General features: G+C 71.4%; 22 protein-coding genes. 8 read left to right on the forward strand and 14 right to left on the reverse strand.

The annotated features are described in order from the left end of the window. Positions 1 to 96: 96 nt before the first annotated feature. A complete protein-coding gene (locus tag FRCN3DRAFT_RS55500) occupies positions 97 to 738 on the reverse strand; it encodes a hypothetical protein (protein ID WP_116439376.1) in 642 nt (213 codons plus the stop codon). Between the two features lie 133 nt (positions 739 to 871). On the opposite strand from FRCN3DRAFT_RS55500, the gene FRCN3DRAFT_RS0231885 reads away from it, so the two are divergent. From FRCN3DRAFT_RS0231885 to FRCN3DRAFT_RS0231895, 3 genes are all read left to right on the forward strand, one after another. Then, positions 872 to 2,935, forward strand: a complete 2,064-nt coding sequence (locus FRCN3DRAFT_RS0231885) for a sensor histidine kinase (RefSeq protein ID WP_198536057.1) — start codon at positions 872 to 874, stop codon at positions 2,933 to 2,935. Beyond that, the gene (locus FRCN3DRAFT_RS0231890) at positions 2,932 to 3,651 is read left to right on the forward strand and encodes a response regulator transcription factor (RefSeq protein WP_007508384.1); all 720 of its coding nucleotides are present in this window, start codon (positions 2,932 to 2,934) and stop codon (positions 3,649 to 3,651) included. The genes FRCN3DRAFT_RS0231885 and FRCN3DRAFT_RS0231890 overlap by 4 nt, the downstream gene beginning before the upstream one ends. 85 nt (positions 3,652 to 3,736) lie before the next feature. Beyond that, positions 3,737 to 4,972 (forward strand): MFS transporter, encoded by a 1,236-nt coding sequence (locus FRCN3DRAFT_RS0231895; RefSeq protein ID WP_083401360.1) that lies wholly within the window; start codon positions 3,737 to 3,739, stop codon positions 4,970 to 4,972. A gap of 206 nt (positions 4,973 to 5,178) precedes the next feature. Here the strand turns inward: FRCN3DRAFT_RS0231895 and FRCN3DRAFT_RS0231900 are convergent, their stop codons facing one another. From FRCN3DRAFT_RS0231900 to FRCN3DRAFT_RS0231945, 10 genes are all read right to left on the reverse strand, one after another. Continuing rightward, positions 5,179 to 5,970 (reverse strand): SDR family NAD(P)-dependent oxidoreductase, encoded by a 792-nt coding sequence (locus tag FRCN3DRAFT_RS0231900; RefSeq protein ID WP_007508387.1) that lies wholly within the window; start codon positions 5,968 to 5,970, stop codon positions 5,179 to 5,181. Between the two features lie 85 nt (positions 5,971 to 6,055). Next, complete coding sequence (locus FRCN3DRAFT_RS0231905; protein ID WP_007508389.1) at positions 6,056 to 6,889, reverse strand: TauD/TfdA dioxygenase family protein; 834 nt, start codon at positions 6,887 to 6,889, stop codon at positions 6,056 to 6,058. 45 nt (positions 6,890 to 6,934) lie between these two features. Then, on the reverse strand, positions 6,935 to 7,540 hold the full coding sequence (locus FRCN3DRAFT_RS0231910) for a carboxymuconolactone decarboxylase family protein (protein WP_007508391.1): 606 nt from the start codon (positions 7,538 to 7,540) through the stop codon (positions 6,935 to 6,937). A gap of 287 nt (positions 7,541 to 7,827) precedes the next feature. Further along, complete coding sequence (locus FRCN3DRAFT_RS0231915) at positions 7,828 to 8,154, reverse strand: hypothetical protein (protein ID WP_007508393.1); 327 nt, start codon at positions 8,152 to 8,154, stop codon at positions 7,828 to 7,830. Between the two features lie 39 nt (positions 8,155 to 8,193). Beyond that, positions 8,194 to 9,477 (reverse strand): aromatic ring-hydroxylating oxygenase subunit alpha, encoded by a 1,284-nt coding sequence (locus FRCN3DRAFT_RS0231920; protein ID WP_007508395.1) that lies wholly within the window; start codon positions 9,475 to 9,477, stop codon positions 8,194 to 8,196. Positions 9,478 to 10,085: 608 nt separating this feature from the next. Next, positions 10,086 to 10,556, reverse strand: a complete 471-nt coding sequence (locus FRCN3DRAFT_RS0231925) for a (2Fe-2S)-binding protein (protein WP_007508397.1) — start codon at positions 10,554 to 10,556, stop codon at positions 10,086 to 10,088. Then, positions 10,549 to 11,472 carry an FAD binding domain-containing protein gene (locus FRCN3DRAFT_RS0231930; RefSeq protein ID WP_007508400.1) on the reverse strand — a complete coding sequence of 308 codons (924 nt, stop codon included), beginning with the start codon at positions 11,470 to 11,472 and terminating at the stop codon, positions 10,549 to 10,551. The genes FRCN3DRAFT_RS0231925 and FRCN3DRAFT_RS0231930 overlap by 8 nt, the downstream gene beginning before the upstream one ends. Then, a complete protein-coding gene (locus tag FRCN3DRAFT_RS0231935) occupies positions 11,472 to 12,683 on the reverse strand; it encodes a cytochrome P450 (RefSeq protein WP_007508401.1) in 1,212 nt (403 codons plus the stop codon). Before FRCN3DRAFT_RS0231935 ends, FRCN3DRAFT_RS0231930 begins: the two co-directional genes overlap by 1 nt. A 196-nt stretch (positions 12,684 to 12,879) precedes the next feature. Then, positions 12,880 to 13,833 (reverse strand): SRPBCC family protein, encoded by a 954-nt coding sequence (locus tag FRCN3DRAFT_RS0231940; RefSeq protein ID WP_007508403.1) that lies wholly within the window; start codon positions 13,831 to 13,833, stop codon positions 12,880 to 12,882. After that, positions 13,833 to 16,142, reverse strand: a complete 2,310-nt coding sequence (locus tag FRCN3DRAFT_RS0231945) for a xanthine dehydrogenase family protein molybdopterin-binding subunit (protein WP_007508405.1) — start codon at positions 16,140 to 16,142, stop codon at positions 13,833 to 13,835. The genes FRCN3DRAFT_RS0231940 and FRCN3DRAFT_RS0231945 overlap by 1 nt, the downstream gene beginning before the upstream one ends. A gap of 263 nt (positions 16,143 to 16,405) precedes the next feature. Here FRCN3DRAFT_RS0231945 and FRCN3DRAFT_RS0231950 point away from each other — a divergent pair, with 263 nt between their 5' ends. Then, positions 16,406 to 17,017: a TetR/AcrR family transcriptional regulator gene (locus tag FRCN3DRAFT_RS0231950; protein ID WP_007508408.1), complete on the forward strand. Its 612-nt coding sequence runs from the start codon at positions 16,406 to 16,408 to the stop codon at positions 17,015 to 17,017. Here the strand turns inward: FRCN3DRAFT_RS0231950 and FRCN3DRAFT_RS0231955 are convergent. Next, the gene (locus tag FRCN3DRAFT_RS0231955) at positions 16,950 to 18,686 is read right to left on the reverse strand and encodes a FadR/GntR family transcriptional regulator (protein WP_007508410.1); all 1,737 of its coding nucleotides are present in this window, start codon (positions 18,684 to 18,686) and stop codon (positions 16,950 to 16,952) included. The two genes, FRCN3DRAFT_RS0231950 and FRCN3DRAFT_RS0231955, sit on opposite strands and share 68 nt — an antisense overlap. A gap of 121 nt (positions 18,687 to 18,807) precedes the next feature. Further along, positions 18,808 to 19,599, reverse strand: a complete 792-nt coding sequence (locus FRCN3DRAFT_RS0231960; RefSeq protein WP_007508412.1) for an enoyl-CoA hydratase/isomerase family protein — start codon at positions 19,597 to 19,599, stop codon at positions 18,808 to 18,810. Positions 19,600 to 19,932: 333 nt separating this feature from the next. Here FRCN3DRAFT_RS0231960 and FRCN3DRAFT_RS0231965 point away from each other — a divergent pair, with 333 nt between their 5' ends. Next, entirely contained in the window at positions 19,933 to 20,703 is a 771-nt protein-coding gene (locus FRCN3DRAFT_RS0231965) for an SDR family NAD(P)-dependent oxidoreductase (protein WP_007508414.1), read from the forward strand. 105 nt (positions 20,704 to 20,808) lie between these two features. On the opposite strand, the gene FRCN3DRAFT_RS0231970 is transcribed toward FRCN3DRAFT_RS0231965, so the two are convergent. Further along, positions 20,809 to 21,573, reverse strand: coding sequence for a TetR/AcrR family transcriptional regulator (locus FRCN3DRAFT_RS0231970; protein ID WP_007508415.1), 765 nt, complete (start codon positions 21,571 to 21,573; stop codon positions 20,809 to 20,811). 162 nt (positions 21,574 to 21,735) lie between these two features. Between FRCN3DRAFT_RS0231970 and FRCN3DRAFT_RS0231975 the strand changes: the two genes are divergently transcribed. From FRCN3DRAFT_RS0231975 to cysD, 3 genes are read left to right on the forward strand one after another with little or no spacing between them, the layout of a single operon-like run. Further along, positions 21,736 to 22,902, forward strand: a complete 1,167-nt coding sequence (locus tag FRCN3DRAFT_RS0231975; protein WP_007508418.1) for a sulfotransferase family protein — start codon at positions 21,736 to 21,738, stop codon at positions 22,900 to 22,902. A gap of 16 nt (positions 22,903 to 22,918) precedes the next feature. Beyond that, complete coding sequence (locus tag FRCN3DRAFT_RS0231980) at positions 22,919 to 23,956, forward strand: hypothetical protein (RefSeq protein WP_007508420.1); 1,038 nt, start codon at positions 22,919 to 22,921, stop codon at positions 23,954 to 23,956. Continuing rightward, positions 23,953 to 24,900 carry a sulfate adenylyltransferase subunit CysD gene (gene cysD, locus FRCN3DRAFT_RS0231985; RefSeq protein WP_007508422.1) on the forward strand — a complete coding sequence of 316 codons (948 nt, stop codon included), beginning with the start codon at positions 23,953 to 23,955 and terminating at the stop codon, positions 24,898 to 24,900. Before FRCN3DRAFT_RS0231980 ends, cysD begins: the two co-directional genes overlap by 4 nt. Positions 24,901 to 24,911: the final 11 nt, after the last annotated feature.

The raw sequence follows: 24,911 nt of genomic DNA on the forward strand, positions 1-24,911 counted from the left end.
CCCGCCGCCACCACGGTCCTGTCCGAACCCGTCCGCTTCACCCTCCTGCCCGCCTGGCCCCGCGGCACAGACAGCGACCGTCGATGCGAGTCCAGCTCAGGCGTGGGGGCGCCGGGCCAGGCGGAGGCCCAGGGTGCCGTACGTCGCGACCAGCCAACCAGCGCTGGCAAACGTGTACGGAACGATGCCGGCGATGTTCTTGATCGGGATCATGACGATCAGCCAGAGGCTCGCGACGAGCAGATGCCAACGCAGGGAGCCGGTCCACCGGTCCGCCTTCGCGACCGCGGCGCCAACGAAGATCATGCCGAGCATCGACAGTGGCCAGCACACGTCCACGACCTGGAGCCAGGTCGGCTCGTTGGCCGGGTGGCGGTATGTGAACGCTCCCAGGGTCCACACGATCGCGGGCACGAGCAGCACCAGCTCGACGACCGGGAACGCGCGGCCCCGGCGGGTGCCGGTCGCGCCGGTCGACAGCAGCACCAGCATCAGGCTCACCAGGCCGAGCTGGAACATCAGGCCGCCGAGGTTCTCCCAGGTGTTGATGGTCTTGTCCATCTGGTCACCGGCGATCACGGTGCCCACCGCCCACGCGACGGCCCCGGCGGCCAGCGCGATCCCGGCGGGTCTGGTGCGCCCGGTGGGCGGCGGGAGGGGCGAGGACGGCGCGGACGGCGCGGACGGCGCCGGCGCCGGCGCCGGCTGGAGGTGGCTTGGTTCGAGGTGAATGCTCATGGGGTCGACGGTCGCGGCCCGCCGTCCCGGGATGCCAGGGAGCACCGTCCAGATCGGTCCCGCCCGCTGTCCCGGCCGGGTGCGGGACACCGGTCCCGGGACAGCGGGACGGCGCGGTTGGCACGCTGTGCGGGTGCCACACACTCACGACCGCCGGCTGGCCGCCGCGGTGTTCGCCCTGTCCGCCGTGTGCGCGCTCGCGACCGTCGGCGGCTTCTGGTGTGAGGCGCTGGAACCCGACGCGCACCGCCCCGGTCCGCTCGCGTTCGCCGCGTGGGGCGCGACGCTGCCGGGGCTCGCGCTCGCCATCGCCGCCGCGTTACTCGCCGCGCGACTGCCCCGCCACCCGATGACCTGGATCCTCGCCGTCGGCGGGCTGGTCGCCTGCGTCGACGGGTTCACCGCCGCGTACGCGGGGCTCTCCGTCCTGCGGCACTCCGGCGGACTGCCGTTCACCGCGCCCGCGGTGTACGTCGGCGCCCGGTTCGGGCCGATGACGAACCTGGTCGTGCCGCTGATCCTGCTGTTCTTCCCCGACGGCCGGCTACCGTCGAAGCGATGGCGCCTGCCAGCCGCGCTGTCCATGGTCAGCACCTGCCTCACCGTGCTGGTGCTCCTCACCGTGCCATGGGAGGTCATGTCTGGCGGCGAGCCGCGTGCTCCGGGCCTCGCCGGCATCGACCTCGACCCGACCACACCCGCGCTGCCTGCGCGCTACTGGGATTTCGCCCAGCCGGTGGTCGGCGGGTGCCTCGGGCTCAGCCTGCTGGTCCCGCTCGCGGCGTTCGGCTGGCGGTTCCGCCACTGCGATCCGCAGCGGCGTGCGCAACTGCGCTGGCTGCTGCTCGGCGGCGGGCTCAGTCTCCTCCTGCTGCTCGTCGCGCTCGTGACCGAGGGCTGGGTCAACGACGGCGTCTTCGCGTTGTCGGTGATGGTCGTCGCGGCGGCCGTCACCGTCGCGATCACCCGCTCCCGCCTGTACGACGTCGACGCCGTACTCGGCTGGACCCTGCTGTACGGCGCGGTCGCGGCGACGGTCATCGCGCTGGACGTCGCGGTCTTCGTAGGCGCTCGCGCGTTCGTCGACCAGCCGGTGGCATCGGCCGCCGCGGCCGGCGTGGTCGCGGTTCTCTACGGCCCGATGCGCCTGCGGATCCAGCGCCTCGTCACCCGGCTACTGCGCGGGCGTGGTGACCCGTACGACGTGGTGTCGGCGCTCGCGCGGCGCCTCGAGGAGACCAGCGGCCCCGACGAGCAGCTGCTCGCCGTGGCGCGGGCGGTGTCGATGGCGTTCCGCTCCCCGTACGTGCGAGTCGAGCTGGACCGCGCCGACGGGCACACCGTCGTCGCCGAGCACGGCGACGCGCGTTCCGACGTCATCGTGCTGCCCTTCACGTACCGCGGGGCGTCGATCGGCCGGCTCGCGCTGGTCGTCCGGCGCGCGACCAGGCTGTCAGAAAACGATCAGCGGCTGCTCGCCGACATGGTGCGGCAGGCGGCGGCCGCCGCGCGGGCGACGGCGCTCACCGAGGAGCTGCAGCGCAGCCGGGAACACCTCGTCACCGGGGTGGCCGAAGAGCGCCGCAGGCTGCGCCGCGACCTGCATGACGGGCTCGGCCCGGCGCTGGCCGGCGCGTCGCTGAAGATCCAGGCCGCCCGCAACATCGGCACCCACGACATCGGCACCCACGACCCCGCCAGGGCCGACGCCATCCTCGGCCAGGTCAGCGACGAGCTCGACGCGGTGCTCGCCGACGTGCGCCGGCTCGTGCACGGCCTACGGCCGCCGGCGCTCGACCAGCTGGGCCTCGAAGGCGCGGTGCGCCAGCAGGCCGCCCGGTTCGCCGGCGCGTTCGCCGTCACCGTCACGGTGGACGGCGACCTGTCGGAACTACCCGCCGCCGTCGAGGTCTCGGCCTACCGGATCGTGGGCGAGGCCCTCGCCAACGTGGCCCGGCACGCGCGGGCCCACCGATGCGCGATCCACCTGTCGGCGCTGCGGCCAGGCCTGACCGTAGAGATCACTGACGACGGCCGGGGCGTCGGGGCCGATGGTCTGGTCGGCGTCGGGCTCGTCGCGATGCGCGAACGCGCCGAGGAGCTGGGCGGCAGCTGCACGGTCGCCGACGGCGTTGACGGCGGGACGCTGGTCCGCGCGGTACTGCCCTGCGCCGCCGATGATGTGATGGCGGCATGAGTACCCAGCCGAAGCCCGAGCCCGGGGCCGGGGCCGGGGCCGGGGGCGAGGATGGGGGCGGAGGCGCCGCGGTGCGAGTGCTTCTCGCCGACGATCACCCCGTCTACCGCGACGGCCTGCGCATGCTGCTCGACTCCACAGGCAAGGTCGACGTGGTCGCCGTGGCGGCCGACGGCAAGGAGGCGGTCGCGCTCGCCCACGAACTGCGACCCGACGTGGTCGTCATGGACCTGCAGATGCCCGAGCTGGACGGCATCGAGGCCACCCGCCAGATTCTCACCGCGCTGCCGGGAACCGGCGTGCTCGCCCTGACGATGCACGACGGCGACGAGAGCGTCTTCGCGGCGATGTTGGCCGGCGCCCGTGGATACCTTCTCAAGGGCGCCAACCAGCACGAGATCCTCCGTGCCATCGCCGCGGTCGCGAGCGGGGAGGTCATCTTCGGGCCGGCGCTGGCGGCCCGGGTCACCGCCTACTTCACCACGCTGGCCACCGCGGCCCAGGCAGCATCGGAGCCTTTCGGGCAGCTGACAGCCCGGGAGCGGGAAGTACTGCGACTGGTCGCGGCCGGGCTGTCCAACGGGCAGATCGCCGAGCGGCTGTTCCTGTCGCCGAAGACGGTGCGCAACAACGTGTCCAACGTGTTCAGCAAGCTGCAGGTCGCCGACCGGGCACAGGCGATCGTCCGCGCCCGGGAAGCCGGTCTGGCCCGGTAGTACGCGGCCGTCGGCATTCCCTACGGGTGTTAGGTCGGGCGGTGGGCGGGGCCTGTGGGGTGTTTGGGCTGTTCAGATGGGTTCCATGCCTGCCGAACCCTTGTATGGACGACGTCGCCTTTCTCGCAGGGTCGCGTTCGTCGTGGGCTCGGCGACGTTGATCCTGACGTTCCTCGCGTCGGGTACGCCGATCCCGCTGTACAGCACCTATCGGCTCGAGGACGGCATCACGAACTCGGGCTTGGCGCTCACGACCGTCGTCTACTTCACGATGACGGCGCTCTCGCTCCTGCTGCTCGGTCGGCTGTCCAACCATCTCGGCCGTCTCCCGGTCGGCGTTGCCGCCCTGCTGAGCTCGATCGCCGGCGGACTGGTGCTCATGCACGCCGCGGCGCTGCCGGTGCTGGTCGTCGGCCGGGCGCTGCAGGGGATCGCCTGTGGGGTCGCGTCGAGCGCGCTTGGCTCCTACGTCATCGACACCGCGCCCGAGGCGCCTCGCTGGCTGGCGGCGCTGATCACCAGCATCGTTCCGCCGTTGGCGGTCCCCCTCGGGGCCCTGCTGTCGGGCGCGATCGTCGAATACGGGCCGGCGCCCCGGGTGCTGACCTACAGCATCGTGGTCTGCGCCCTCGCCGTGGGCGTCGCGCTGCTGCTGGCCTGTCCGGAGAGCGTCGAACGACGCGACCCCTCGGTGGCGCTGCGAACGCTGCGGCCACAGGTCCGCGTGCCAGCCGGTGCCGGAAGGCCGCTGTTCGTCGCCGGCACGGTCGCGGTCGCGACCTGGTCGCTGGGAGGCTTCTTCCAGGCGTTCGCGCCCAGCCTGACCGCGGACCGGCTCGGCACCGAGAACACCTTGGTCGTGGCATTGGTCTTCGCGTCGCTGTCGGTGCTCTCCCCGATCGGCGGGGTGTTGACGGGCCGGCTGCGGCCGGCACCTTCGGTCTGCCTCGGGCTCGGGCTGTTCGCGACCTGTGCCCTCGTCGTCGCGCTCGCCGTGCGCAGCGGGACGATCGTGCCCTTCCTGGTGGCGAGCTTCGCCGCGGGCATCGGGCAGGGCATCGCCTCCGCGGGCGGTATGCGCGGCGTGCTGGCCAGGACCGATGCGGACGACCGTGCGGGTGTCCTGGCGACCATCTTTCTGATCTCGTACTGCGGAGCGGCCGTTCCCGGCCTGATCACCAGCCGGCTTGCCGGTCACGTGAGCCTCGTGCACATCACCTTCGGCTACACGGTCCTGGTGGTCATAGCCTCCGCTCTCGCGATGCTTGCCAGCCGCACTCCGCCGACCCGCCTGGACGCTCCCGCCGTCGAGCCAGGCTGACGGTGCCCCGGGCGGCGCGCCGGGCGGCGCGCCGGACCAGTGCCATGTCCGACGATGTTCACCGTTCGGAACGATCTTTCGAAGAGTCGGTCAGACGGTGCACGTCGTCGGCGACGTGCACCGTCTGACTGATCTTGATTCCGCTGGAGCCAGCGACTGGGATCAGCGACTGGTAACAGCGACGGCGAACATCCGCTGGCGGGGCGTTAGAAGACGGCGGAGGTGGTGTTGCGGCCGCCGTTGACGCCGATGATCTGGCCGGTGACGTAGCTGGCCTCGTCGCGGCAGAGGAAGGCGCAGGCGGCGGCGATGTCCTCGGACTGGCCGCCGCGGCGCACCGGGGTGCGGGCGATGACCCCGTCTAGGCCTTCCGGACCGAGGCGGCCCTTGGCGGCGTTGCGCTCGGTCATCGGGGTGATGATGAAGCCGGGCGGGATCGTGTTCACGGTGATGCCGAACTCGCCGAGTTCCAGGGCCAGCGACTTGGTGAAGGTGATGACGCCGCCCTTGGACGCCGAGTAGTGCGTCATGAGCTGCTGGCCGCCCTGGGCGCTCGATGACGAGATCGTCACGATCCGGCCCCAGTGCGCCGCGATCATGTCGGGGACGACGGCCTGGCAGGAATGGAACGTCCCGGTCAGGTTGACGTCGATCAGGGCCTGCCACTGCTCGGCGGTGATGTCGAGGAACCGGCGGAAGCCCTCGCGGCCGGCCGACGTCACCAGGATCGTGGCGGGGCCGTACAGCGACTTGATCTCCGCGACGCCGGCGTCGATCTGCTCGCGGCTGGTGACGTCGACGGTGACCGGGTGCGCCTCACCGCCCGCGGCGGCGATCTCGTCGGCAACCGCCTTGGCGTTGCCCGGGTCCAGGTCGAAGACGCCGACCTTCGCGCCGTCGGCGGCTAGGCGCAGCGCGCAGCCGCGCCCGATGCCCGATCCGCCGCCGGTGACGATGGCGACCTTGCCGCCCAGGCTGTCGCTCGGTGCCGCGGTCATCTGCGCGTGGTTTCCCTTCAGTCGATCAGTCGATGGCGGCTGCGTCGGTGGCTGCCGCGCCGGGCTCCAGGCAAGCGCCCAGCGCCTAGGCCACGGCTTCCTCGCCGACGAGGGTGGTGCGGTGCATCAGGCGGCGGGAGGCGGCCGTGTAGGGCTGGGCACGGTGCAGGATTCCCGTGTTGTCCCAGATCACCAGGTCGCCGCGGTGCCAGTGGTGGCGCAGCGAGAAGTCGGGCTGGGTCGCCCAGTCGAGCAGCCGGTCGAGCAGGGCGCGGCTTTCGTCCTCGGCCAGGCCGACGACGTGGTCGGCGGTGGCGCCGACCAGCAGCGACTTGCGGCCGCTTCGCCGGGTCCACACCAGCGGGTGTTCCCCGGAGCGCACCTTGTCCCAGGCGGCACGCGCCTTCGGCGACGCGTCCGGGTTGGCCAGCCGCTGCGTCGCCGCGAAGCTGTGCACCACCCGTAGCTCGGCGAACCGGGCCTTGTCCTCGTCCGACAGCGCCTCGTAGGCGGCATAGAGGTTGGCGAACTCGGTGTCGCCGCCCTCGGTGGCGACCTCGAGCGCGGTCAGCAGCGTGGCCTTCTGCGGGACCAGGTCGTTCGCGCCGTCGATGTGCCAGAAGAACGTGCCCGCCCGGTAGGCCGCGAGCGTGCTCTGCGCCGGGTCGAGGGTGATCGCCGAGACCTCCGGGTGGTCCTTCTCGCCACCCATCGGGGCCACGACCACCTCGCCGAGCATCCGGGAGAGCGTCACCAGGTCGGCGTCGTCGATGTGCGCCTCGCGGTAGACGACGACGCCGTGCTCGTCGAGGTACCTGCGCAGTTCGGCGGCGACCTCGGGAGTGGCGAGCTCCGGCCCGGTACGGCCCGTGATCTCGACGCCTACCTGGGGGCTGATCGGGCTGACGCTGACGGACATGGTCTCTCCCGTCCGGTCACGGCGCGGGCACGCGCCCGCACCCGGCTATGCGGTGGTCGACTCGGTCGACTGGCGGCGGGCGACGGCCGCCAGCATGTCGTCGTCGATGTCGATCTCGAAGGAACGCAGCAGGTAGGCGAGCGACTCGTACGCGCCGACCGTGAAGATCACGTCCAGGATCTGCTTGACCTCGAGCTTGTCCGCGAGGACGGCCCAGGTCCCGTCGCCGATCTTGCCGACGCCGACCAGCTCGTCGACGGCGCGCAGCAGCGCCGCGTCCAGCGGGTCCCACAGCGGGGCGTCCGGGCCGAGCGCGATCCGCTGGATCTCCTCGTCCGACAGCCCAGCGTCCCGCCCGAGGAAGGTGTGCTGCAGCCACTCGTAGCCCGCCCCGCGGTCTGCGGCGACCCGCAGCACCAGCAGCTCGCGCTGGCGCGGCGTCAGGGTGCTCGTCGACAGGATGTGGCCGTTGAAGGTGAAGAACGCCTGCGCCAGCGTCGTGTGGTACGCGTAGACCCCGAGCGTGTTCAGGGCCTTGGAACGGCCCTCGGGGGACAGCTTCGCGGGCGCGCCCGGTGGCTCGAGCGCGGCCAGCACCTGCCGCATCTCCTTGGGCCACTGCTTCAGCGGGAGCGGATCGATTCGAGCCATGTCAGGTGAGTCCCCTATATCAAGATCGCCTGCCGGTGTGGGCGACGTTCCCAGTCTTTCGCGAAGCGGGTCGCCGCGTCGACCGAAGCCGAGCTGATAGGAGCCATGGTCATCGGGGGGCAGGAGGAGGTGGAACAGAACCGGCCGGTGCCGGCGTCACCATGTCAACGGGGCTGGTCAACATGGCTTCGCCGGCACCGGCCAGGGCCGCGCCGGCCCACGAGGAGCCGGTGGCAGCGAGCCCGGATCCGTCCGCCCAAGGGATCTTCTGATCCGCCGGGGACCGGTCAGACCGCGGGGGCGAGGACGTTCGAGATGTGCGCGGCGCCCGCGTCCGGCACGCGCGGCTGGCGCCACGCCTCGACCGGGAACGAGATCGTGCACAGCGAGTAGTACAGGAGAAGCAGGTTGTAGGCGTCCTCGGGGAGGTCGTCCAGGTCGAACTTGTCGAGGTAGGCAAGCGCGTCCTGCATACGCGGGAAGACCACGTCGTAGAACGTCTGCATCTCGTCCATGTTCGAGCCGTACCGCTTGGCGAACCGGTCGTCCTCGGCGGCGAGGCACCAGTCGGTGAACGGCTCCAGATCCGCGAAGTCCGCGGGCAGCTTGGCCACGGGTGGCTCCTTCTCAGTCAGCCTCGGTCAGCCGGGCGATCAGACCAGCGCCGGGGACGGCTTGGCGCCAGGGGTGGTCTTGACGTACTCGGCGCAGAAAGCGCGGGCGGTCTGGTGCAGGTGACGCAGGAGGACCTCCTGGTCGTTCAGCGGGAACTCGCTGACCGCCCGGGACTCGAGCATGCTCTGCGTCGCCTCGAGGGTGTTGGCGTCCTGCAGGCCGTACTCCTTGAACGTCGCCGCCGCCAGCTCCTGGCGCAGCCGGTCCGTCGCGTTCTTCGGCGGGGCGAAGTACAGCGCCGCCTCGAAGGTGTGACGGTTCACCGCGGTCGGCCAGTAGTGGTACGTGAGGTACCAGCCCGGCTCCCAGACGAGGATCATGAAGTTCGGGAAGAACACGAACGAGTCGACGCCCCAGGCCTTGTGCCGGGCGGGGTTGAGCGCCGGCGGCAGCTCGATGTCGAACGGCTTGTCCCACGGGCCGAACAGGCCGGTGCGCAGCTCCCGCTCGATCGGCTTGACCATCTTCGGGTCCTTCGGCGGGGACATGCCGCCCCAGCTGGAGACCATCGAGTGCGGGCCCTCGATCTGGTAGGACAGGGCCTCGTAGCCGTACTGCTGCAGCTTGCGGGACTCCTCCGCGGTCGCCTGGCGGTTGTGCAGCACCGGCGCGTGGTAGAACTCCGCGAACGCGTCGATGAACAGCTTCCAGTTGGCGCCGATGTCGGACTTGTACTTGTAGACCGACGTCATCTCGCCCCAGGGGTAGCCCTCGAGGCCGGCCGCGAGCGGGCCGAGGTACTCGACGAGGGACTGGGTGCCGTCCTTGTCGAAGTTGATGAAGATGAAGCCCTGCCAGACCTCGCAGCGCACATCCGCGAGGCTGTACTTCGCCTTGTCGAGGTCGAAGAACTCGGACTCCTGCTGCACGAAGGTGCAGGCGCCGCCGAGGTCGTACCGCCAGGCGTGGTACTTGCAGATGAACTGCCGCGCCGTGCCGGACGTCTCCTCACGCGGAAAGTCCTGCCAGACCAGCTTGTTGCCGCGGTGGCGACAGACGTTGTGAAACGCCTGGATGCCTTCCGCGTTCCGCACAATGATCACCGAGGAGCGAGCGGCGTCGATCTCTTTGGTGAAGTAGCTGCCTACCTTCGGAAGCTGCTCGACCCGGCCGACGTTGAGCCACGTCTTGCCGAAGATCGCCTTGCGCTCGAGCTCATAGTGCTCGGGCGAGATCGAGTCCTCGTACGAGGCATCCGCCGTGCTCAGGTCGGGATAGTGCTGGGTCCAGCTGCCCTCAGCTGGCTTCGGGAAGTGAGCCATGTTCGCGCGGTTCCTTTCCGTACCCCGGACTGGAGGCCATGGTAGCAGTCCTCTCTGGTGTTGAGAAGGACGTTCTCATCCGGTGAGTGTAGACCCCCGCGGGATGCGCCAATGCCCTCACGCCGCCGGCGGCGCGGCGACGAGCATTCCGACGCTTCCTGGCCATGGCCACCATGTACCGGCGGCTACGCCGCTGGCCGGCCACGCCGCTGGCCGGCCACGCCGCTGGCCGGCCACGCCGCTGGCCGGCCACGTCAACGGGTCAGCACGCCACCGCGCCTGCGACCGCGCCACTGGCCGGCGTGTCACGGCGCCGGTCACGGAGAGCGCCAGTCCCCGCACGGCTGAGCGGGCCATAGCGGCCCGCGATGGACCGGATCCACGCCCAGGTTGGCCGCGCGTCGCGGTCCTCGCGGGTGGCTGGCGCCGCGCCGCTCCGACTGTGTCGGATGGGCAGGTCTATAGGCACGCTGAACTGACGCACTCCGAACCATCGGGTGCGAACTGTGTCAGCTCAGCCTGCCTATGGACCCGCCCATCCACCACGATCTGGACATGGATGGCGGTCCCGGCGCGGCGGTGCCCCTCGGTGGGGCCGCCGAGCGCCGTCAGGCCCTCTCGGCGGCCTGGTGGACCGCCGCGAGGATGCCCTGGTAGCCGGTGCAGCGGCAGAAGTTGCCGGACAGGCCCTCGCGGATCTCCTCGTCGGTCGGCTTCGGGTTGTCGCGCAGGAGCGCCGTGATCGACATGACGAAGCCGGGGGTGCAGAAGCCGCACTGCAGGCCGTGGCAGTCGCGCATCGCTGCCTGGACCGAGGACAGGGTGCCATCGGGAGCGGCGATGCCCTCGACGGTCGTGACGTCGAGACCGTCGGCCTGGACGGCGAACATCAGGCAGGAGCGGACGGCCGCGCCCTCGACCAGCAGAGTGCAGGCACCGCAGGCGCCGTGTTCGCAGCCGAGATGCGTGCCCGTAAGGCCGCAGCGTTCCCGCAGGAAGTCAGCCAACGTCATCCGCGGCTCGGCGGTCCTCTCGATCGTCTCGCCGTTCACCGTCAGTCGGACCGGCAACTCAGCCATCGATCGCTCCCGTACTCGCCGCCGTGACGCCAGCCCGGTCGGAGCCAGCCGCTTCCGCCCTCGCCGTCGCCCAGGCCCGCGCGACCAGCTCGGCGCCGACCCGGACGCGGTAGTCCGCCGAGCCCTGCAGGTCGGCGGGGATGTCCTCCAGGCCGCTCATGGCCAGCCGGCCGAGCTCGGCCGCGTCCAGCTCGCCGACCCGCTGGCCGACGGCGGCCGCCTCCGCCACCGGCGCGCGCAGCGGCGTCGAGCCAAGGCCCAGCATCCCGATCGCGGCGCGCGCGACCCGGTCGTCGCCGTCCAGCTCGAGGCCGACGACCACGCCGGCGATCGCGAAGTCGCCGGCCCGGCGGGCGAACTCCTCGACCGCGAAGCCGCACCGGCCCGTCCACACCGGGAAGCGCACTCCGACGAGCAGCTCGTCCGGCTCCAGCGCCGTGCTCCACAGGCCGGTGAAGAACTCGGCCGCGGGGATGACCCGCCGGCCGGCGGAGGCCGAGAAGGCCTCCAGCTCGGCGTCGAGCGCGAGCGCGACGGCTGGGTACTCGGCCGCCGGGTCTGCGTGCGCGATCGAGCCGCCGAGGGTGCCGCGGTTGCGGATCTGGAAGTGCCCGATCAGGGGCGTCGCCCGGGCGAGCAGCGGCACCGCGCGGGCAACGCCCGGATCAGCCCCGACGGCGGCCTCGGTCGTGCCGGCGCCCACGTACAGGCTCGGGCCGTCGACCGTGATGCCGCGCAGCTCGGCCAGCCGGGACACGTCGATCAGGTGGTCGAAGTAGGCCAGGCGCAGCGACAGCATCGGCACCAGGCTCTGGCCGCCGGCGAGGATCTTGGCCTCGTCGCCCAGCTCGGCGAGCAGCGCGGCCGCCTCGTCGACGCTGCTGGGACGGTGGTATTCGAACCGCGCGGGCTTCATCAGCCGACCACGACCGGCAGGGACTCCCAGCCGCGCACGGTCGAGGTCGACGCGATCTTCGCCGCCTCCCAGTCGACGTCCCAGCTGGGGAAACGCTTCAGGATCTCCTCCAGCGCGACCCGGCCCTCCAGGCGGGCGAGCGCGGCGCCGAGGCAGTAGTGACCGCCGAGACCGAAGGTCAGCTGCTGGCCGATGCGGCGGCGGACGTCGAAGGCGTTCGGGTCGGGGTAACGGGCCGGGTCGCGGTTCGCGCTCGCGATGATGAACATCATCGCCGAGCCCGCGGGGACCGTCTGGCCGTGGAACTCGACGTCCCTGGTGACGTAGCGGCCGATGGCGTGGCCGGGTGGCTCGAACCGCAGCAGCTCCTCGATCGCGCCCGGGATCAGCGACGGGTCGGCCACCAGCTCGGCGCGGGCCTCGGGGAACTTCGCGAGCGTCGAGGTGGCCCAGCCGATCAGCCGGCCGGTGGTCTCGTTGCCGGCGCCGGCGACGACGGTGACGTAGGTCAGGATCTCGTCGCGGGTCAGGGTGCGGGTGACGCCGTTCTCGTCGGTGAACTCGTTGGTCAGCAGCTCGGTCATCAGGTCGTCGGACGGGTTCTCGCGGCGCCAGTCGATGTAGGGGCCGAAGATCTCGCCGGACAGGAGCGGGCCGTCGGAGAGGTCCATCTGGCCGCCGGCCTCGGTGCGCAGCGCGTCGTTGCCGGCGTCGCGGATGCCGGCCTGGTCGGCCTCGGGAATGCCGAGCAGCATCCCGATGACCCGCATCGGGAACTCCTTGGCGAAGGCCTCGACCATGTCGAACCGGCCCGCGCCGACCAGCGGGTCGAGGGTGCGGACGCAGAAGTCGCGGACCTTCGGCTCGAGCCCGCCGATCCGCTTGGGGGTGAAGACGCGGGACAGCAGCTTGCGGTGCAGGTCGTGGGCCGGCGGATCCTCGAAGATGAGGGTGCCCGGCGGTAGCTCGATCCCGGACTTGATGATTTCCAGGATGCCGCCCTTGGCGGACGAGAACGTCTTCCAGTCGGGCAGGCCGCGCTCACAGTCGGCGAAGCTGCTGACGGCGTAGAAGTCGTACTGCTCGTTGTAGTAGAGCGGGACGTCCTCCCGCAGCCGCTGGAAGATCGGGTAAGGGTCGTCGGCGTAGGCGCGGTTGTACGGGTCCCAGGCGATGTCGGTGGCGGTGGCGGTGGCGGTGTCGGTGCTCACGGTCGTCGTCCTCCGGAGGGCCGCGCGCTCGGAAATGCCGAGCCCGGCGCGAGAAGGGGAATGCGGACGGGTGGTCCAGGACGGTTCGGCGGGGCTTCTCTGACGACAGCGTCAGAGGTTGGGCACGGTTGGCTGTTCGGCACGGTCAGACCTTGGGCTCGGTCAGGCCTTGAGCACGGTCAGGCCTTCGGCACGGTCAGGTGTTGCGCACGATCAGCCAGATGACCAGCCCGACGACGGCCGCGCCGACGAGCACCGGCAGCGCCCGCTTGGCCAGCGGCCCGGCGACGACGCCGAGCAGGCTCACCGGCTCGGCCTCGGCGGTCCGCGCCGGCGCGGGTGCGGCGGGCCGTGGCGTCGATGCGGGTACGGCGGGCGGTGGCGTGGGTGCCGGCACCGTCGCGACCGCACCGGCCGCCGCCGCCGCCGACGGCGGCGGCGGCGGCGGGGTGGCGGCGAGCCCCGNGGGTGCCGGTGCGGATGCCGACGCGACGGGCTGGGCCGAGGGCGTCGCCTCGCTGGCGGCCGGCGAGGCGAAGGAGTGGAAGGAGTGGGTGGCCCGACCAGCGGAGCCGGTGGAGCCGTCCGCCCCAGCCGGCCCCGACGCTTCGGCGGGGCCGGCCGAGATCGCGGGGCCGGCCGAGGCGGCGGGGCCTGTGGGGCTGGCTGGCTCACCGGGACTGACGTCGGCCGGTCCGGCGGTGCCGGCCGCGACCACGTCGGCCTCCAGGTTGCGGACGAACTGGGTGACCAGCTTCCCGCTGACGTCGGCCAGCACGCCGCGGCCGAACTGCGCGGCCTTGCCGGAGATGGTCAGGTCGGTGACGAGGTGGACGGCGGTGCCGTCGCCGTCGGGGGTGAGCCCCATGGTGACGACGGCACTCGCGTTGCCCTGGCCGCGAGACTCCTTGCCGTCGGCCTTGATGACGGCGCGGTGGGTCTCGGCGTCCTTCTCCCGGAAGGTGGCCTTTCCCTTGTACTGGGCGACGATCGGGCCGACCTTGACCTTGACGGCGCCGTGGAAGTCCTCGCCGTCGACCGAGAGCAGTTGAGCGCCCGGCATACAGGGTGCGATCCGCTCCGGGTCGGTCAGTAGCTCCCAGGCAGCCTCGACTGGCAGTGCGACCCGGAATTCGTTCACCAGCTCCATCAGTGCCCCGCCTCGGTGAGTAGCGCAACAATCGCGGCCGGACTCGCCGGCAGGTCTGTGATCTTCACGCCGAACGGCGACAGCGCGTCGGCGACGGCGTTGATGACGGCCGGCGGAGCGCCGATCGCCCCGCCCTCGCCGGCGCCCTTGTGGCCACCCGGGCCGGGCGCCGGCGTTTCCATGTGGCCGTACTCGATGTCCGGCACCTCGGTCGTCGTCGGCAGCAGGTAGTCGACGAACGTGCTGGCCAGCGGGTTGCCGTCGTCGTCATAGACCATGTGCTCCAGCAGCGCGCCGCCGATGCCCTGGACCGTGCCGCCGGCGATCTGCCCCTCGACGATGTTCGGATTGATCATAGGCCCGACGTCCTCGCCGACGATGTAGCGCAGCAGGGTCACCTTGCCCGTGACGACGTCGACCTCGCAGGTGCAGACGTGGGTCGCGTTGGACCACAGCATCGGAGCCTTGGCGGTGTACTCGGCGCTGGCCTCGACCCCGCCCGGCCCGGCGAGCTCCGCGATCTGCGCGTAGGTCATCGACAGCGACGTCCCGGTAACGCTCGCCTGACCGTCGCCGATCTCGATGTCCTCCGGAGCGACACCGAGATGCGCGGAGGCGAGCTCGGCGAGCTTCGCCCGCAGGACCGACGCCGTCTCGGCCACCGCGCCGGCCGTCGCCGAGCCGCTGCGGCTGCCGGCGGTGCCGGAACCGAACGGCGTCACCGACGTGTCGCCCTGGATGGTGTCGACGTTGTGGAGGCTGACGCCGAGGGCGTCGGCGGTCAGCTGGATGACGGTGGTCTCCAGGCTGTTGCCCGCCGAGCCGCCGTTGACGATGACGGTGACCTGGCCCGACGGGTCGATGCGGATGACCGCGCCCTCGCAGGCGTAGTACGGCTGGCCGGTGGCGGTCGGCTCGATGTAGGTGCAGGTGCCGACCCCCAGGTAGCGCCCGGCCGCGCGGGCAGCCGCCTGCTCGGCGCGGAACGCGTCGTAGTCGAGCATCTTCAGCGCGAGCTCGAACGTCTCCAGCGGCGACGAGTGGTCGTACGGCGGCATGCCGGCCGGGTTCGGGTAGGGCAGCTCGTCACGGCTGAGCATGTTGCGGCGGCGCAGCTCCACCGGGTCGAGGCCGAGGTCGCGGGCGGCGATGTCGAGCAGCAGCTCGCGGGCGACCGACTCGAACTGCCAGGGCCCGCGGTAGGCGTGGCGCCCGGCGGTGTTCGAGAAGACCGACGTCGTCGACCAGGTCGCGAGCGGCACCTTGTACGGGCCGGGGAAGAGCAGCCCCACGGCGGCGGCCGCGCCGACCGGCCACGGCGTCGGGTACGCGCCGACGTCCTGGGTGTGCTCGATGCCGGCGGCGAGGATCGTGCCGTCGGCGGCGAAGGCGATCCTGGCGTGGCCGTGCTCGTGGCGGGCCTGGCCGGCGGCCATCAGGTTCTCCCGCCGGTCCTCGATCCACTTGAGGGCGGCCGGGACCTTGCGGGAGGCGAGCAGGATGCACATGTCCTCGCGCATCGGCACGACCTTCTGGCCGAAACCGCCACCGGTGTCGCGCATGAGGACGCGGACGCGCTCGGGTTCGAGCCCCAGTAAGCGGGCGCCGAAGGCGCGCACCTCATGCGGAGTCTGGGTCGCCGCCCAGACTGTCAGCTCCCCGCCGTCGGCGGCCCATTCGACGACCATGCCCCGGGTCTCCATGGGGACGGGGGCGTAGGCCTGCTGGTAGAAGGTCTCGTCGGCGACATGCGCGGCCGAGGCGAAGGCGGCCTCGACGACCGACGGCGGCGGGCCAGCCAGGCCACCCGCGACGTTGTTCGGGAACTTCGGGTGAACGAGGTTGTCCGAGCTCTGGGCGACGCGATAGTCGGCCACGGCGGTCAAGGGCTCGTAGTCGACCTCGACCAGCTCGACGGCGTCCTCGGCTATGTAGCGGTTTTCCGCGACGACCAGCGCGACCGGGTCACCGACGAACCGGACCTCATCGACGGCGAGCGGCGGACGCGGGGTGTCCGGCACATTCGGGCCGTAGGAGGAGTACCACTGCTCGTGCACCTCAGAGTTCAGGTCGGCGGCCGTGAAAACGGCGCGTACTCCGGGAAGCGCGAGCGCGGCGGACACGTCGATCTCGTTGATCAGGGCACGGGCGAACGGGCTGCGCACAAAGCAGGCGTGCAGCATTCCCGGCCGTTGGATGTCGTCGACGAAGGTTCCATGCCCGGTGAGCAGCCGGCTGTCCTCGACCCGTGCCACCCGGCTGCCCGTGTAGCGGGTCGACGGTGACGGGGCCGTGGCCGTGTCGGTCATCGATCTGGCTCCTCGCGTCGCGTCGCGGCATGCTGGTGGTGCCGGGGCTGGTGGTGCTGGGTGCTAGCGGTGCCTGGTGCTAGCGGTGCTGTGGCGGCGGGCGCGGGGCCCTCGGGCGAGTCTCGTGCTGAGCGCTCGCCCAATCGTTATGCTGGGCGCATGCCTACCTTCCCGTCGCCCCATACGTCAAGGGGTGCGGCGTCCGGGCTGGTAGGGGCACGGGTGCCCGAAGGGTCCCGGCCGGCGGCACGGAACGCCGCGTCATGACCACCCCCCGCCGGATGGGCGCGTCGGACTCGAAGACCAGAGCCGCGCTGCTCGACGTCACCGCCCAGATCATGATCGAGGAAGGCTACGCCGCGGCGACCTCGCGGCGGGTCGCGGCGAAGGCCGGCGTCAAGCCCGCGCTCGTGCATTACTACTTCCGCACGATGGACGACCTTTTCCTCGCGCTCTTCCAGAAAGGCGCCGAACTAAATCTGAGGCGCTACGAGCAGGCGCTTGCCTCGGAAAAGCCGCTGCGAGCGCTCTGGGAGCTCTCCAGCGAGCCGGTGGGCACCGTCCTGCTGTCGGAGTTCCAGGCGCTGGCGAACCACCGCAAGGCCATCCGCACCGAGATCGCCGACTACGCGGAACGCTTCCGCGCGCTCCAGATAAAGGCCCTCACCGGCCTTCTCGCGGACGCCGGCGTCGACGTCGAGGCGGTACCGCCGGCGGTGGTCACCCTCGTCGTCGTCGGCATAGCCCGGATCCTCATCTCGGAGGACATTCTCGGCGTCACCACCGGCCACGAGGAGACCCTCGCGCTCATCGAGCGGCACCTGACCCAGCTCGAGTCCGCCGCGGCGGGCGCGGGCGAGAAGACGGTTCCGTAGGGGTCACCGGCCGGACGACGCCGACGGGCTCATCAATGACGTCGACCATGAGGCGGTTGGCGTAGTCGTGGGACTCGGCGAAGGGGACGTTGACGTCGAGGAGGGCCGCCCAGCACCCGCGGGCCCGGCCGGGGTCGCGGGCGACCAGGGCGTCGACCAGCTCGGCGAACAGCGGGACGAGGCGGCTGGTGACGGCGGCCCACGAGTCGTCGGGCGGTACGTTGACCGCCGGCCTCGTGCCCAGGCGCACCCACTGGAGGATCTCGGCGACCACGGTGAGGGCGGGGTTGCCCGTCGTGCCGAAGGCGACGGCGGTGGCGCGCCGCCACGCGTCGGAGAAGCGGGGGATGTCATCGGCCGCGGTCGCCATCTCCGCCACGAGCGACCGCAGCGCCGCGAGCGACCCGTCGTCGATCCGGGTGGCCGCGAGCTCCATCATCGCGGGCTCGATGAGGCGGACGGCGTGGAAGTAGTCGCCGAGGGTGACCTGGCGGGCTTCGAGCACCGTGCCCGCGAGCTGGGCGGCGACCAGCGTGGACGGGTGGTGAACCTGGGCGCCGGCGCGATCGCCGGCCCTCAGTGTCAGTAGCGACTCCATCTCCAGGATCCGCAGCGCCTCGCGCAGCGTCGGCCGGGAGACGCCGAACTCGGCGGCGAGGCCCGCCAGCGACGGCAGGCGGTCGCCGTCGGCGAGGCGGCCCTCGGCGATGCGGGCCCGGATCTCATTGGCGACGACGGCGGCCATCCGCTGTGGCGGCGCCGCGGCACCCGCGAACGTCCCGCCAGCGGACGCCCCGCCGGTGGAGGTCCCGCCCGTGGACGTTCCCGCGGACGCGCCGCCAGTGGACGCGCCGTCGGAGTGGGCGCGCCACAGCGGCACGACGTCGATCGGCACCCGGCCGCGGCCACGGGGAACCAACAGCCGGCCGGTGGACAGCAGGTAGCCGCTCCAGGCCTGGCTCGCCGCGGCCGCCTCCCGCTGGCGAGCGGCCGCGAGGAACGCGCCGTGCGCGGCGACGATCCGCCGGCCGATCCGCTCGGCGGACCGCGGGTCCGCGGCGTCCAGCGCGGTGTACACCTGACCGGCGTGAATCACCCGCAGGATGCCGGCGATCACCGCGATCGAGCGGTTCCCGGAGAGGTCGGTGACGGCCTGGTCGAAGGTCGAGACCGCGGTGACGAACGCGAGCAGGTCGCCCGCGGCGCGCTCGTTGTCGTGCAGCGTGGCGAGGTGGTCGAGCGCGTCGTCGCCGGGGCGCAGGGCGAGCTGCCCCGCCGCGGGCGGCTCGAGCACCGAGCGGGCCTCCTCCAGCTGTTCCAGCGTGGTACCGCGCAGTTGCAGGAGGAGGGCGACGTAGCTTCCCGCGGAGGTCAGGCCGGGGCGGCGCACGACGGCCCCGCCGCCGCGGCCTCGGCGGACGTCGAGCAGCGACTGGGCCTCGAGGATCCGCAGCGCCTCGCGCAGCGTGTCGCGGGAGACGTCGAAGGCCGCCATGAGCTCGGCCTCGGGCGGCAGCCGCGCGTCGGCGGCCAGCGTGCCGCGCAGGATCTGGCGGCGCAGATCGGCCGCCAGCACATGCGCGATCTTCTGCGGGCTACGCCGGACTGGCGGCCGCAACGTCCCGGCGGCGGGGACACGTCCCGTGACCGCCGCCGCCGACGGTGTCATCGCGCCGGCCAAGCCTTCGCGAGCGCGTCGCGCGGGCCCACGGGCTGGCTCACGGCGAAAGGCTTGGTCACGGCTACGGGTTGGGTAACCGCGACGGGTTGGGTAACGGCGGCAGGTTCGCTCACAGCGGCCCGTCCTGGGCGAACTGCTTCGGGACCCATTCCGGCGAGCGCTTCTCCATGAAGGCGCGCATGCCCTCGCGCGGCTCCGGCGAGTTCTCCAGCGCGAAGAACATCGTCTGGTAGTCGATGAAGCCGTAGCGCTCGTTGAGCATCCGCTTGACCTGCGTGCGGGCCATCGGCGGCGTCATCAGCACCTGCCTGGCAGCGTTGACCGCCTCCTCGCGCAGCCGCTCGTGCGGGACGACCCGGGAGATCAGGCCGATCCGCTGCGCCTCGGCCGCGTCGAACTTACGGGCCGACAGGAGCAGGTCGCGGGCGACGGCGATGCCGACGTGCGCCGGCAGGGTGGCGGCGTAGGTCGCGTCCGGGATCCCGCGCAGCAGCTCGGGCACCCGGAAGGTCGAACGGTCGCTGGCGACGCAGATGTCGGACATCATCGCGATCAGCAGGCCGCCGGCCTGGCAGATGCCGTTGACGGCCGCGATCACCGGCGCGGTGCTGTCGCGGATGGTCAGGAACGGCAGCATGTGGGCGCCGATGTTCGGGGGCTGCTCGTCACCCGGGTCACTGCGGCCGGCCAGGTCACCGCCGGGGGCGAAGACGTCACCGGTGCCCGTGATGATGAGGGCGGCCAGGTCCGGGTCGGAGTTGACCAGGTGCACGGCCTTCTTGATGCCGAAGTACATGGCCGGGGTGAAGGCGTTGCGCGCGTGCGGCCGGTCGATGTACAGCCACCCGAGGGCGCCGTCCCGCTCGAACCGCAGACCGCCCGCGCCAAGCTCGTCCGCCACTCGTCCTCCTGAGATGTCGACGGCCCGGGCGCCGCACCGCGACCGGGTCAACTGTATAGGGAGACCGGCTCGCCCCAGCCCGGCTTCGCCGGGTCGCCGCCCCTGGCCGGCAGCCCTATCTCCAGCCTCGCCTAACCTGGCCGCACACGCCATCGGTATACCGGACTGGACCGGCGCGCCGTGGACAGCGGACCAAGTCAACTATATTTTCGTAGCCGGAGCCGAGGGTGGCCCAGGGCACGTCACGTCACCGCCTCCTGGCATGGCGTCCGCACGATCCTCGAGACAAGAATTGACTTCGACGTCGACAACGATTCGGACGGAGGGCGCCCGATGAGGACTCCTGCGGAGCTGTTCGACCTGACTGGCCGGGTCGCGATCGTCACCGGCGGCAGCCGTGGCATCGGCCGGGCGGTGGCCGAGGGCCTGGCGACCGCCGGCGCGGACATCGTCATCGCCAGCCGCAAGCTCGAGGCGTGCGAGAAGGCGGCCAAGGAGATCGAGGTGGCCACCGGCCGGCGCGCGCTTCCCGTCGCCTGTCACGTCGGTAGTTGGGACGACTGCGACCGGCTCGTCGAGACCGTCTACGCCGAGTTCGGCAAGGTCGACGTGCTGGTCAACAACGCCGGCATGTCGCCGCTGTACGACAAGCTCTCCACGGTCACCCGGGAGCTCTACGACAAGGTACACGCCGTCAACGCCAGCGGGCCGTTCCGGTTGTCCGCGCTCGTCGGCGAGCGGATGGCGGTCGGCGACGGCGGATCGATCATCAACGTCACCACCGCCGGCTCGCTGCGGCCCGGCCCGCACGACATTCCCTACGCCATGGCGAAGGCGGGGCTGAACGCGCTCACGCTGGGGCTGGCCGGCGAGTGGGCCCCGAAGGTGCGCGCGAACCTGGTGCTGCCGGGCGCGTTCGACACCGACATCTCCAAGGCATGGGGTGAGGAGGCGCAGCGCCGCGCCGCCGAGATGAACCCGATGGGACGCATCGGCGTCCCGGAGGACCTGGTCGGCGTCTGCGTCTTCCTGGCGAGCGACGCGTCCGGCTACATCAACGGCGCCCAGATCCTCGCCGACGGCGGACTGTTCCGCACACTGTAGGCCCGTTCCGCACGCTGCAGGGCCGCGCCGCCGTACGCGCGGCGGGGCAGGGCCGCGCCGCGCGTCGCACGACCGCGCCGCGCGTCGCAGGACCGTCCGGTCCGCTCAGGCGGTGGCGGGTGGCTCACGCGGCGGCGGGCGGCGACCCTCACGGATCGCGTCGGCGAGCTCCCCGATCGCCCAGGTGATCGCCCTGGTGGCCTGCTCGCCGTCGAACTGCCAGGCCGTCAGCAGCCGCTGGTAGGACGGCACGCTCCACAGCACGTCGAGCATGGCCGCGGCCATCCGCCGTTCCTCGTCGCCCCAGTCCGCGGCCGGCCCCGCGACCGCGCCGATGACGGCCTCCCGGCGGACCGCGTCCGCCTCCACCAGTGTCGGCTGAGACGGCGTCTCGTCGCTCCACCGCGTGACCGCGTACGACGGCAGCGTCGCGAACAGCCGCGCGCTGATCGGGCCCATCCCGTCGAGGCTGAGCCCCTCGTAGCTGATCCCCGACTCCTCGCCGAGGCGGCGCATGACGGCGTCGTGCAGCTCCCGCTCGGTGGCGAAGTACCGGTAGACGGTGCGCTCCCCCACGCCGGCGCGCTCGGCGACGGCGCGGAAGGTCAGTCCCTTCCAGTCCCACGTGGTGAACTCGTGCACCAGCTCGGACCCGGCGGCGAGAATGCGATCTCGCGTCCGCGCCGCGCGCTCGCGCCGCAGCGGGCTGTCGTAGCGGCGGCGGCCGCGGCCCGCCGCCGCGTCGTCGCCGACGTCGCCGACGTCGCGGGGCTCCGGGTCGGGCGTCGTCTCCGGTCGCCCGTCGAGCCGGTCGTCACCCACCTGCCCGCCCGCCTCCTCATTGGGTGTTGCCGGGACGCTGGTATTCATGGCACCCTACTGTCACGAAATAGGCCGGGCCAGCCGGCCGACCGTTCTCACCCATACACGGTCCCCACTCCCCCGCGCGGCACCGGCCACCCACCAGGCGGGCGCCGACCGTGCCCACGTATCCGTAGGGCGTGGGAGTGGCCGCGAGAAGGGAGCGCTCACGTGCGATTAGCCGACGGCCTCATCGACGAGGCACGCACCTCGACCGGTCTCGACGACTTCGGCGGTGACTCCTTCCGAGAGGGCCTGGAGCGGGTCACCCAGGCCCTGGAGACCGAGGCCCAGCTCAACGCGACCGGCCAGGCCGCGCTGCGCGGCATGATGCTCGGGGCGCTCCGGACCCGGCTGCACATCGAGCAGTGGTACAAGGACCATCCCGAGACCGACGATGCGCCGATCATCGGGCCGCTCATCGCCCTCGGCCTTCCCCGGACCGGCTCGACCGCGCTGGCGGGCCTGCTCGCCGAGGACCCGGACATCCGGTACCTGCGCCGCTGGGAGGCCACCGAGCTCGTCCCGCCGCCGGCGTCGGTGCGGGAGTCCCCCGACCCGCGGCTGCTGCGCCAGATCGAGGTCCAGTCCCGGCGCACCGAGCTCGACAAGGCTCTCGTCCCGTCCTTCCCCGACGGCCCGCAGGAATGCCACGAGCTGATGCTCCTGGACTTCAAGGTGCACTACTTCGAGTGCTTCGCCCACGTCCCCTCCTACGCCGCCTGGCTGCTGGACGCGGATCTCACCGAGACGTTCCGGTACATGCGTCGGGCACTGAAGTACCTGCAGTGGGGCCAGCCCGCGAAGCCGTGGCGGCTGAAGAACCCCAACCACCTCGCCCACCTGGTCGACATCGACAGAGCCTTCCCCGAGGCCAGGTTCGTGATGACCCACCGCGACCCGACCGAGGTCCTGGTCTCGGTCTGCGACGTCTACGCCAACGTCGCGCTGCGGTTCAACGACACCGTCGACAGGCACTACATCGGCACGCTGAACACCACGGTCCTGGCGACTGGAATGGACCGGACGCTGGCGTTCCGCGACGACGGCAACTCCCACCGGTTCCACGACATCGACTTCAGGGCCATGCAGCGCGACCCGATCGGCGAGATCCGCGGCCTCTACGACTGGCTCGGCCAGCCGGTCACACCGGCGTTCGAGGAGAACATGCGCCGCTGGTGGAAGGAGAACTCCGAGGACCGCGTGCGCGTCAAGCACTCCGACCCCGCCGACTACGGACTCGACCTCGACACCATCCGGCCGCTGTTCGCGGAGTACACCGCCCGTGCGGGGCGTTGGACCAGCCACGGTCAGCCCACCGACGCCGGCACGAGCTAGGAAGGACACGATCTCCATGGCGATAGACCTCAGCGGTGGCCTGCCCGTCGAGCGGGAGTTCTTCTTTCCCTCCCGGCCGGAGAATCCCGAGATGCGGGACTCGGCGAGCTTCTGGGTGACGGACGACAAGGGCGAGATCGGGCTGCCCCGGTTCGGGATCGAGGCCGTCGCGTCCAGCTGGGACACGCACGTCGTCACGCTCAACGTGGTGTTCGCCGACGGCCGGGTGTATCGGCTGCGCAGCCCCGGTGCGGCGCGTTCGCCGTTCAACGCCGCCGGGCAGCCCGCGATCCTGGGGGCCGGCGGGCTGGCGTTCGAGGTGATCGAGCCATACCGGCGGTGGCGGATGACCTACGACGGCCCGGCGATCGAGACGACGTCACAGGCGTTGGTGGAGGGCAGGCAGGACGGCCCGACGGTCGACCTGCGGGTCGAGGTCGAGACCACGATGGCCGTGCCGCCCTGGGAGCAGGGCTCGCTGCGCGCCGACGCGGCCGAGCAGCTGAAGAACACCAGCGACGGCGACATGATGGGCCACGGGCCCCGTATCGAGCAGTTGTTCACCGCGACGGGTGTCGTCGAGGTGCCGGGTGAGGAGAAGACCTTCACCGGATCCGGGTTGCGGATCAAGCGGCAGGGGGTTCGCCACCTGGAGGAGTTCCGGGGCCACACGTGGCAGTCGGCGGTGTTCCCGAGCGGGCGGGGGTTCGGGTACATCACCTACCCTCCGCACCCGGATGGCCGCGAGGTGTTCAACGAGGGGTTCCTGTATCTGGGTGAGGGGAAGCTCATTCCGGCGCGTGTGGTCGAGGCTCCGTGGCTGCGGCGGCTGGTACCGTCGGGCGACCCGGTCCCGGTGGTGTTCGAGTCGGAGTTGGGGATCACCCGTATCGAGGGTGTGACCGTGAACACCACCCACGACACGGTCCACCGGCCGGAGCTGCCGAACTTCCCGGTGCTGTTTCAGGGCGAGTGCAGGTACTCGTGGGACGGAGAGGAGACCTACGGCATGCTCGAACGGTCTACTGTGCGCGACCAGATCCAGTGGGCATGAGCGCGCCGACCGACGGTGGTATCCGGGGCCCGCTCCCGAGCACCACTCGCCTAAGCCACCTGCAGCGCCTCGAGGCGGAGAGCATCCAGATCTTCCGGGAGGCCGTCTCGGAGAGCGAGCGGCCGGTGATGCTGTATTCGGTGGGCAAGGACAGCGCGGTGATGCTGCACCTGGCGAGGAAGGCGTTCTACCCGTCGAAGCCGCCGTTCCCGTTGTTGCACGTCGACACGACGTGGAAGTTCAAGGCGATGTACGAGTTCCGCGACACGCTGGTCACGGACCTGGGCCTGGACCTGTTGGTCCACCAGAACCCGGAGGCACTGGCGCGGGGCATCAACCCGTTCGACCACGGCTCCGCGGCGCACACCGACATCTGGAAGACCGAGGGCCTCAAGCAGGCGCTGGACAAATACGGCTTCGACCTCGCGTTCGGTGGGGCGCGTCGGGATGAGGAGAAGTCCCGGGCCAAGGAGCGGGTTTTCTCGATCCGCTCCGCGGCGCATCGGTGGGATCCCAAGCAACAGCGCCCCGAGTTGTGGCGGTTGTACAACGCGCGCAAGGGGCCGGGCCAGTCGGTGCGGGTGTTCCCGCTGTCGAACTGGACCGAGCTGGATATCTGGCTCTACATCCACCACGAGAACATCCCGATCGTCCCGCTGTACTTCGCCGCGCCGCGGCCGGTCGTCGAGCGCGACGGCACGTTGATCATGGTCGATGACGAGCGGATGCGGCTGGCGCCGGGCGAGGTGCCCGAGCAGCGCGAAGTCCGGTTCCGCACGCTGGGCTGCTACCCGCTGACCGGGGCGGTGGAAAGCTCCGCGACGACGCTGACCGAGATCATCCAGGAAATGCTGCTCACGACCAGTTCGGAACGCCAGGGCCGGGTCATCGACCACGACTCGTCGGGGTCCATGGAGAAGAAGAAGCAAGAGGGGTACTTCTGATGGCGGGTGAG

The sequence above is a fragment of the Pseudofrankia saprophytica genome (assembly GCF_000235425.2).
Classification (GTDB): domain Bacteria; phylum Actinomycetota; class Actinomycetes; order Frankiales; family Frankiaceae; genus Pseudofrankia; species Pseudofrankia saprophytica.

Coding starts and splice junctions, on each gene's coding strand:
- FRCN3DRAFT_RS0231890 (WP_007508384.1), top strand. CDS start 2,932: ATGAGTACCCAGCCGAAGCCCGAGCCCGGGGCCGGGGCCGGGGCCGGG.
- FRCN3DRAFT_RS0231900 (WP_007508387.1), bottom strand. CDS start 5,970: ATGACCGCGGCACCGAGCGACAGCCTGGGCGGCAAGGTCGCCATCGTC.
- FRCN3DRAFT_RS0231910 (WP_007508391.1), bottom strand. CDS start 7,540: ATGGCTCGAATCGATCCGCTCCCGCTGAAGCAGTGGCCCAAGGAGATG.
- FRCN3DRAFT_RS0231925 (WP_007508397.1), bottom strand. CDS start 10,556: ATGGCTGAGTTGCCGGTCCGACTGACGGTGAACGGCGAGACGATCGAG.
- FRCN3DRAFT_RS0231920 (WP_007508395.1), bottom strand. CDS start 9,477: ATGGCTCACTTCCCGAAGCCAGCTGAGGGCAGCTGGACCCAGCACTAT.
- FRCN3DRAFT_RS0231955 (WP_007508410.1), bottom strand. CDS start 18,686: ATGACACCGTCGGCGGCGGCGGTCACGGGACGTGTCCCCGCCGCCGGG.
- FRCN3DRAFT_RS0231950 (WP_007508408.1), top strand. CDS start 16,406: ATGACCACCCCCCGCCGGATGGGCGCGTCGGACTCGAAGACCAGAGCC.
- FRCN3DRAFT_RS0231945 (WP_007508405.1), bottom strand. CDS start 16,142: ATGACCGACACGGCCACGGCCCCGTCACCGTCGACCCGCTACACGGGC.
- FRCN3DRAFT_RS0231905 (WP_007508389.1), bottom strand. CDS start 6,889: ATGTCCGTCAGCGTCAGCCCGATCAGCCCCCAGGTAGGCGTCGAGATC.
- FRCN3DRAFT_RS0231980 (WP_007508420.1), top strand. CDS start 22,919: ATGGCGATAGACCTCAGCGGTGGCCTGCCCGTCGAGCGGGAGTTCTTC.
- FRCN3DRAFT_RS0231930 (WP_007508400.1), bottom strand. CDS start 11,472: ATGAAGCCCGCGCGGTTCGAATACCACCGTCCCAGCAGCGTCGACGAG.
- cysD (WP_007508422.1), top strand. CDS start 23,953: ATGAGCGCGCCGACCGACGGTGGTATCCGGGGCCCGCTCCCGAGCACC.
- FRCN3DRAFT_RS0231895 (WP_083401360.1), top strand. CDS start 3,737: ATGCCTGCCGAACCCTTGTATGGACGACGTCGCCTTTCTCGCAGGGTC.
- FRCN3DRAFT_RS0231970 (WP_007508415.1), bottom strand. CDS start 21,573: ATGAATACCAGCGTCCCGGCAACACCCAATGAGGAGGCGGGCGGGCAG.
- FRCN3DRAFT_RS55500 (WP_116439376.1), bottom strand. CDS start 738: ATGAGCATTCACCTCGAACCAAGCCACCTCCAGCCGGCGCCGGCGCCG.
- FRCN3DRAFT_RS0231965 (WP_007508414.1), top strand. CDS start 19,933: ATGAGGACTCCTGCGGAGCTGTTCGACCTGACTGGCCGGGTCGCGATC.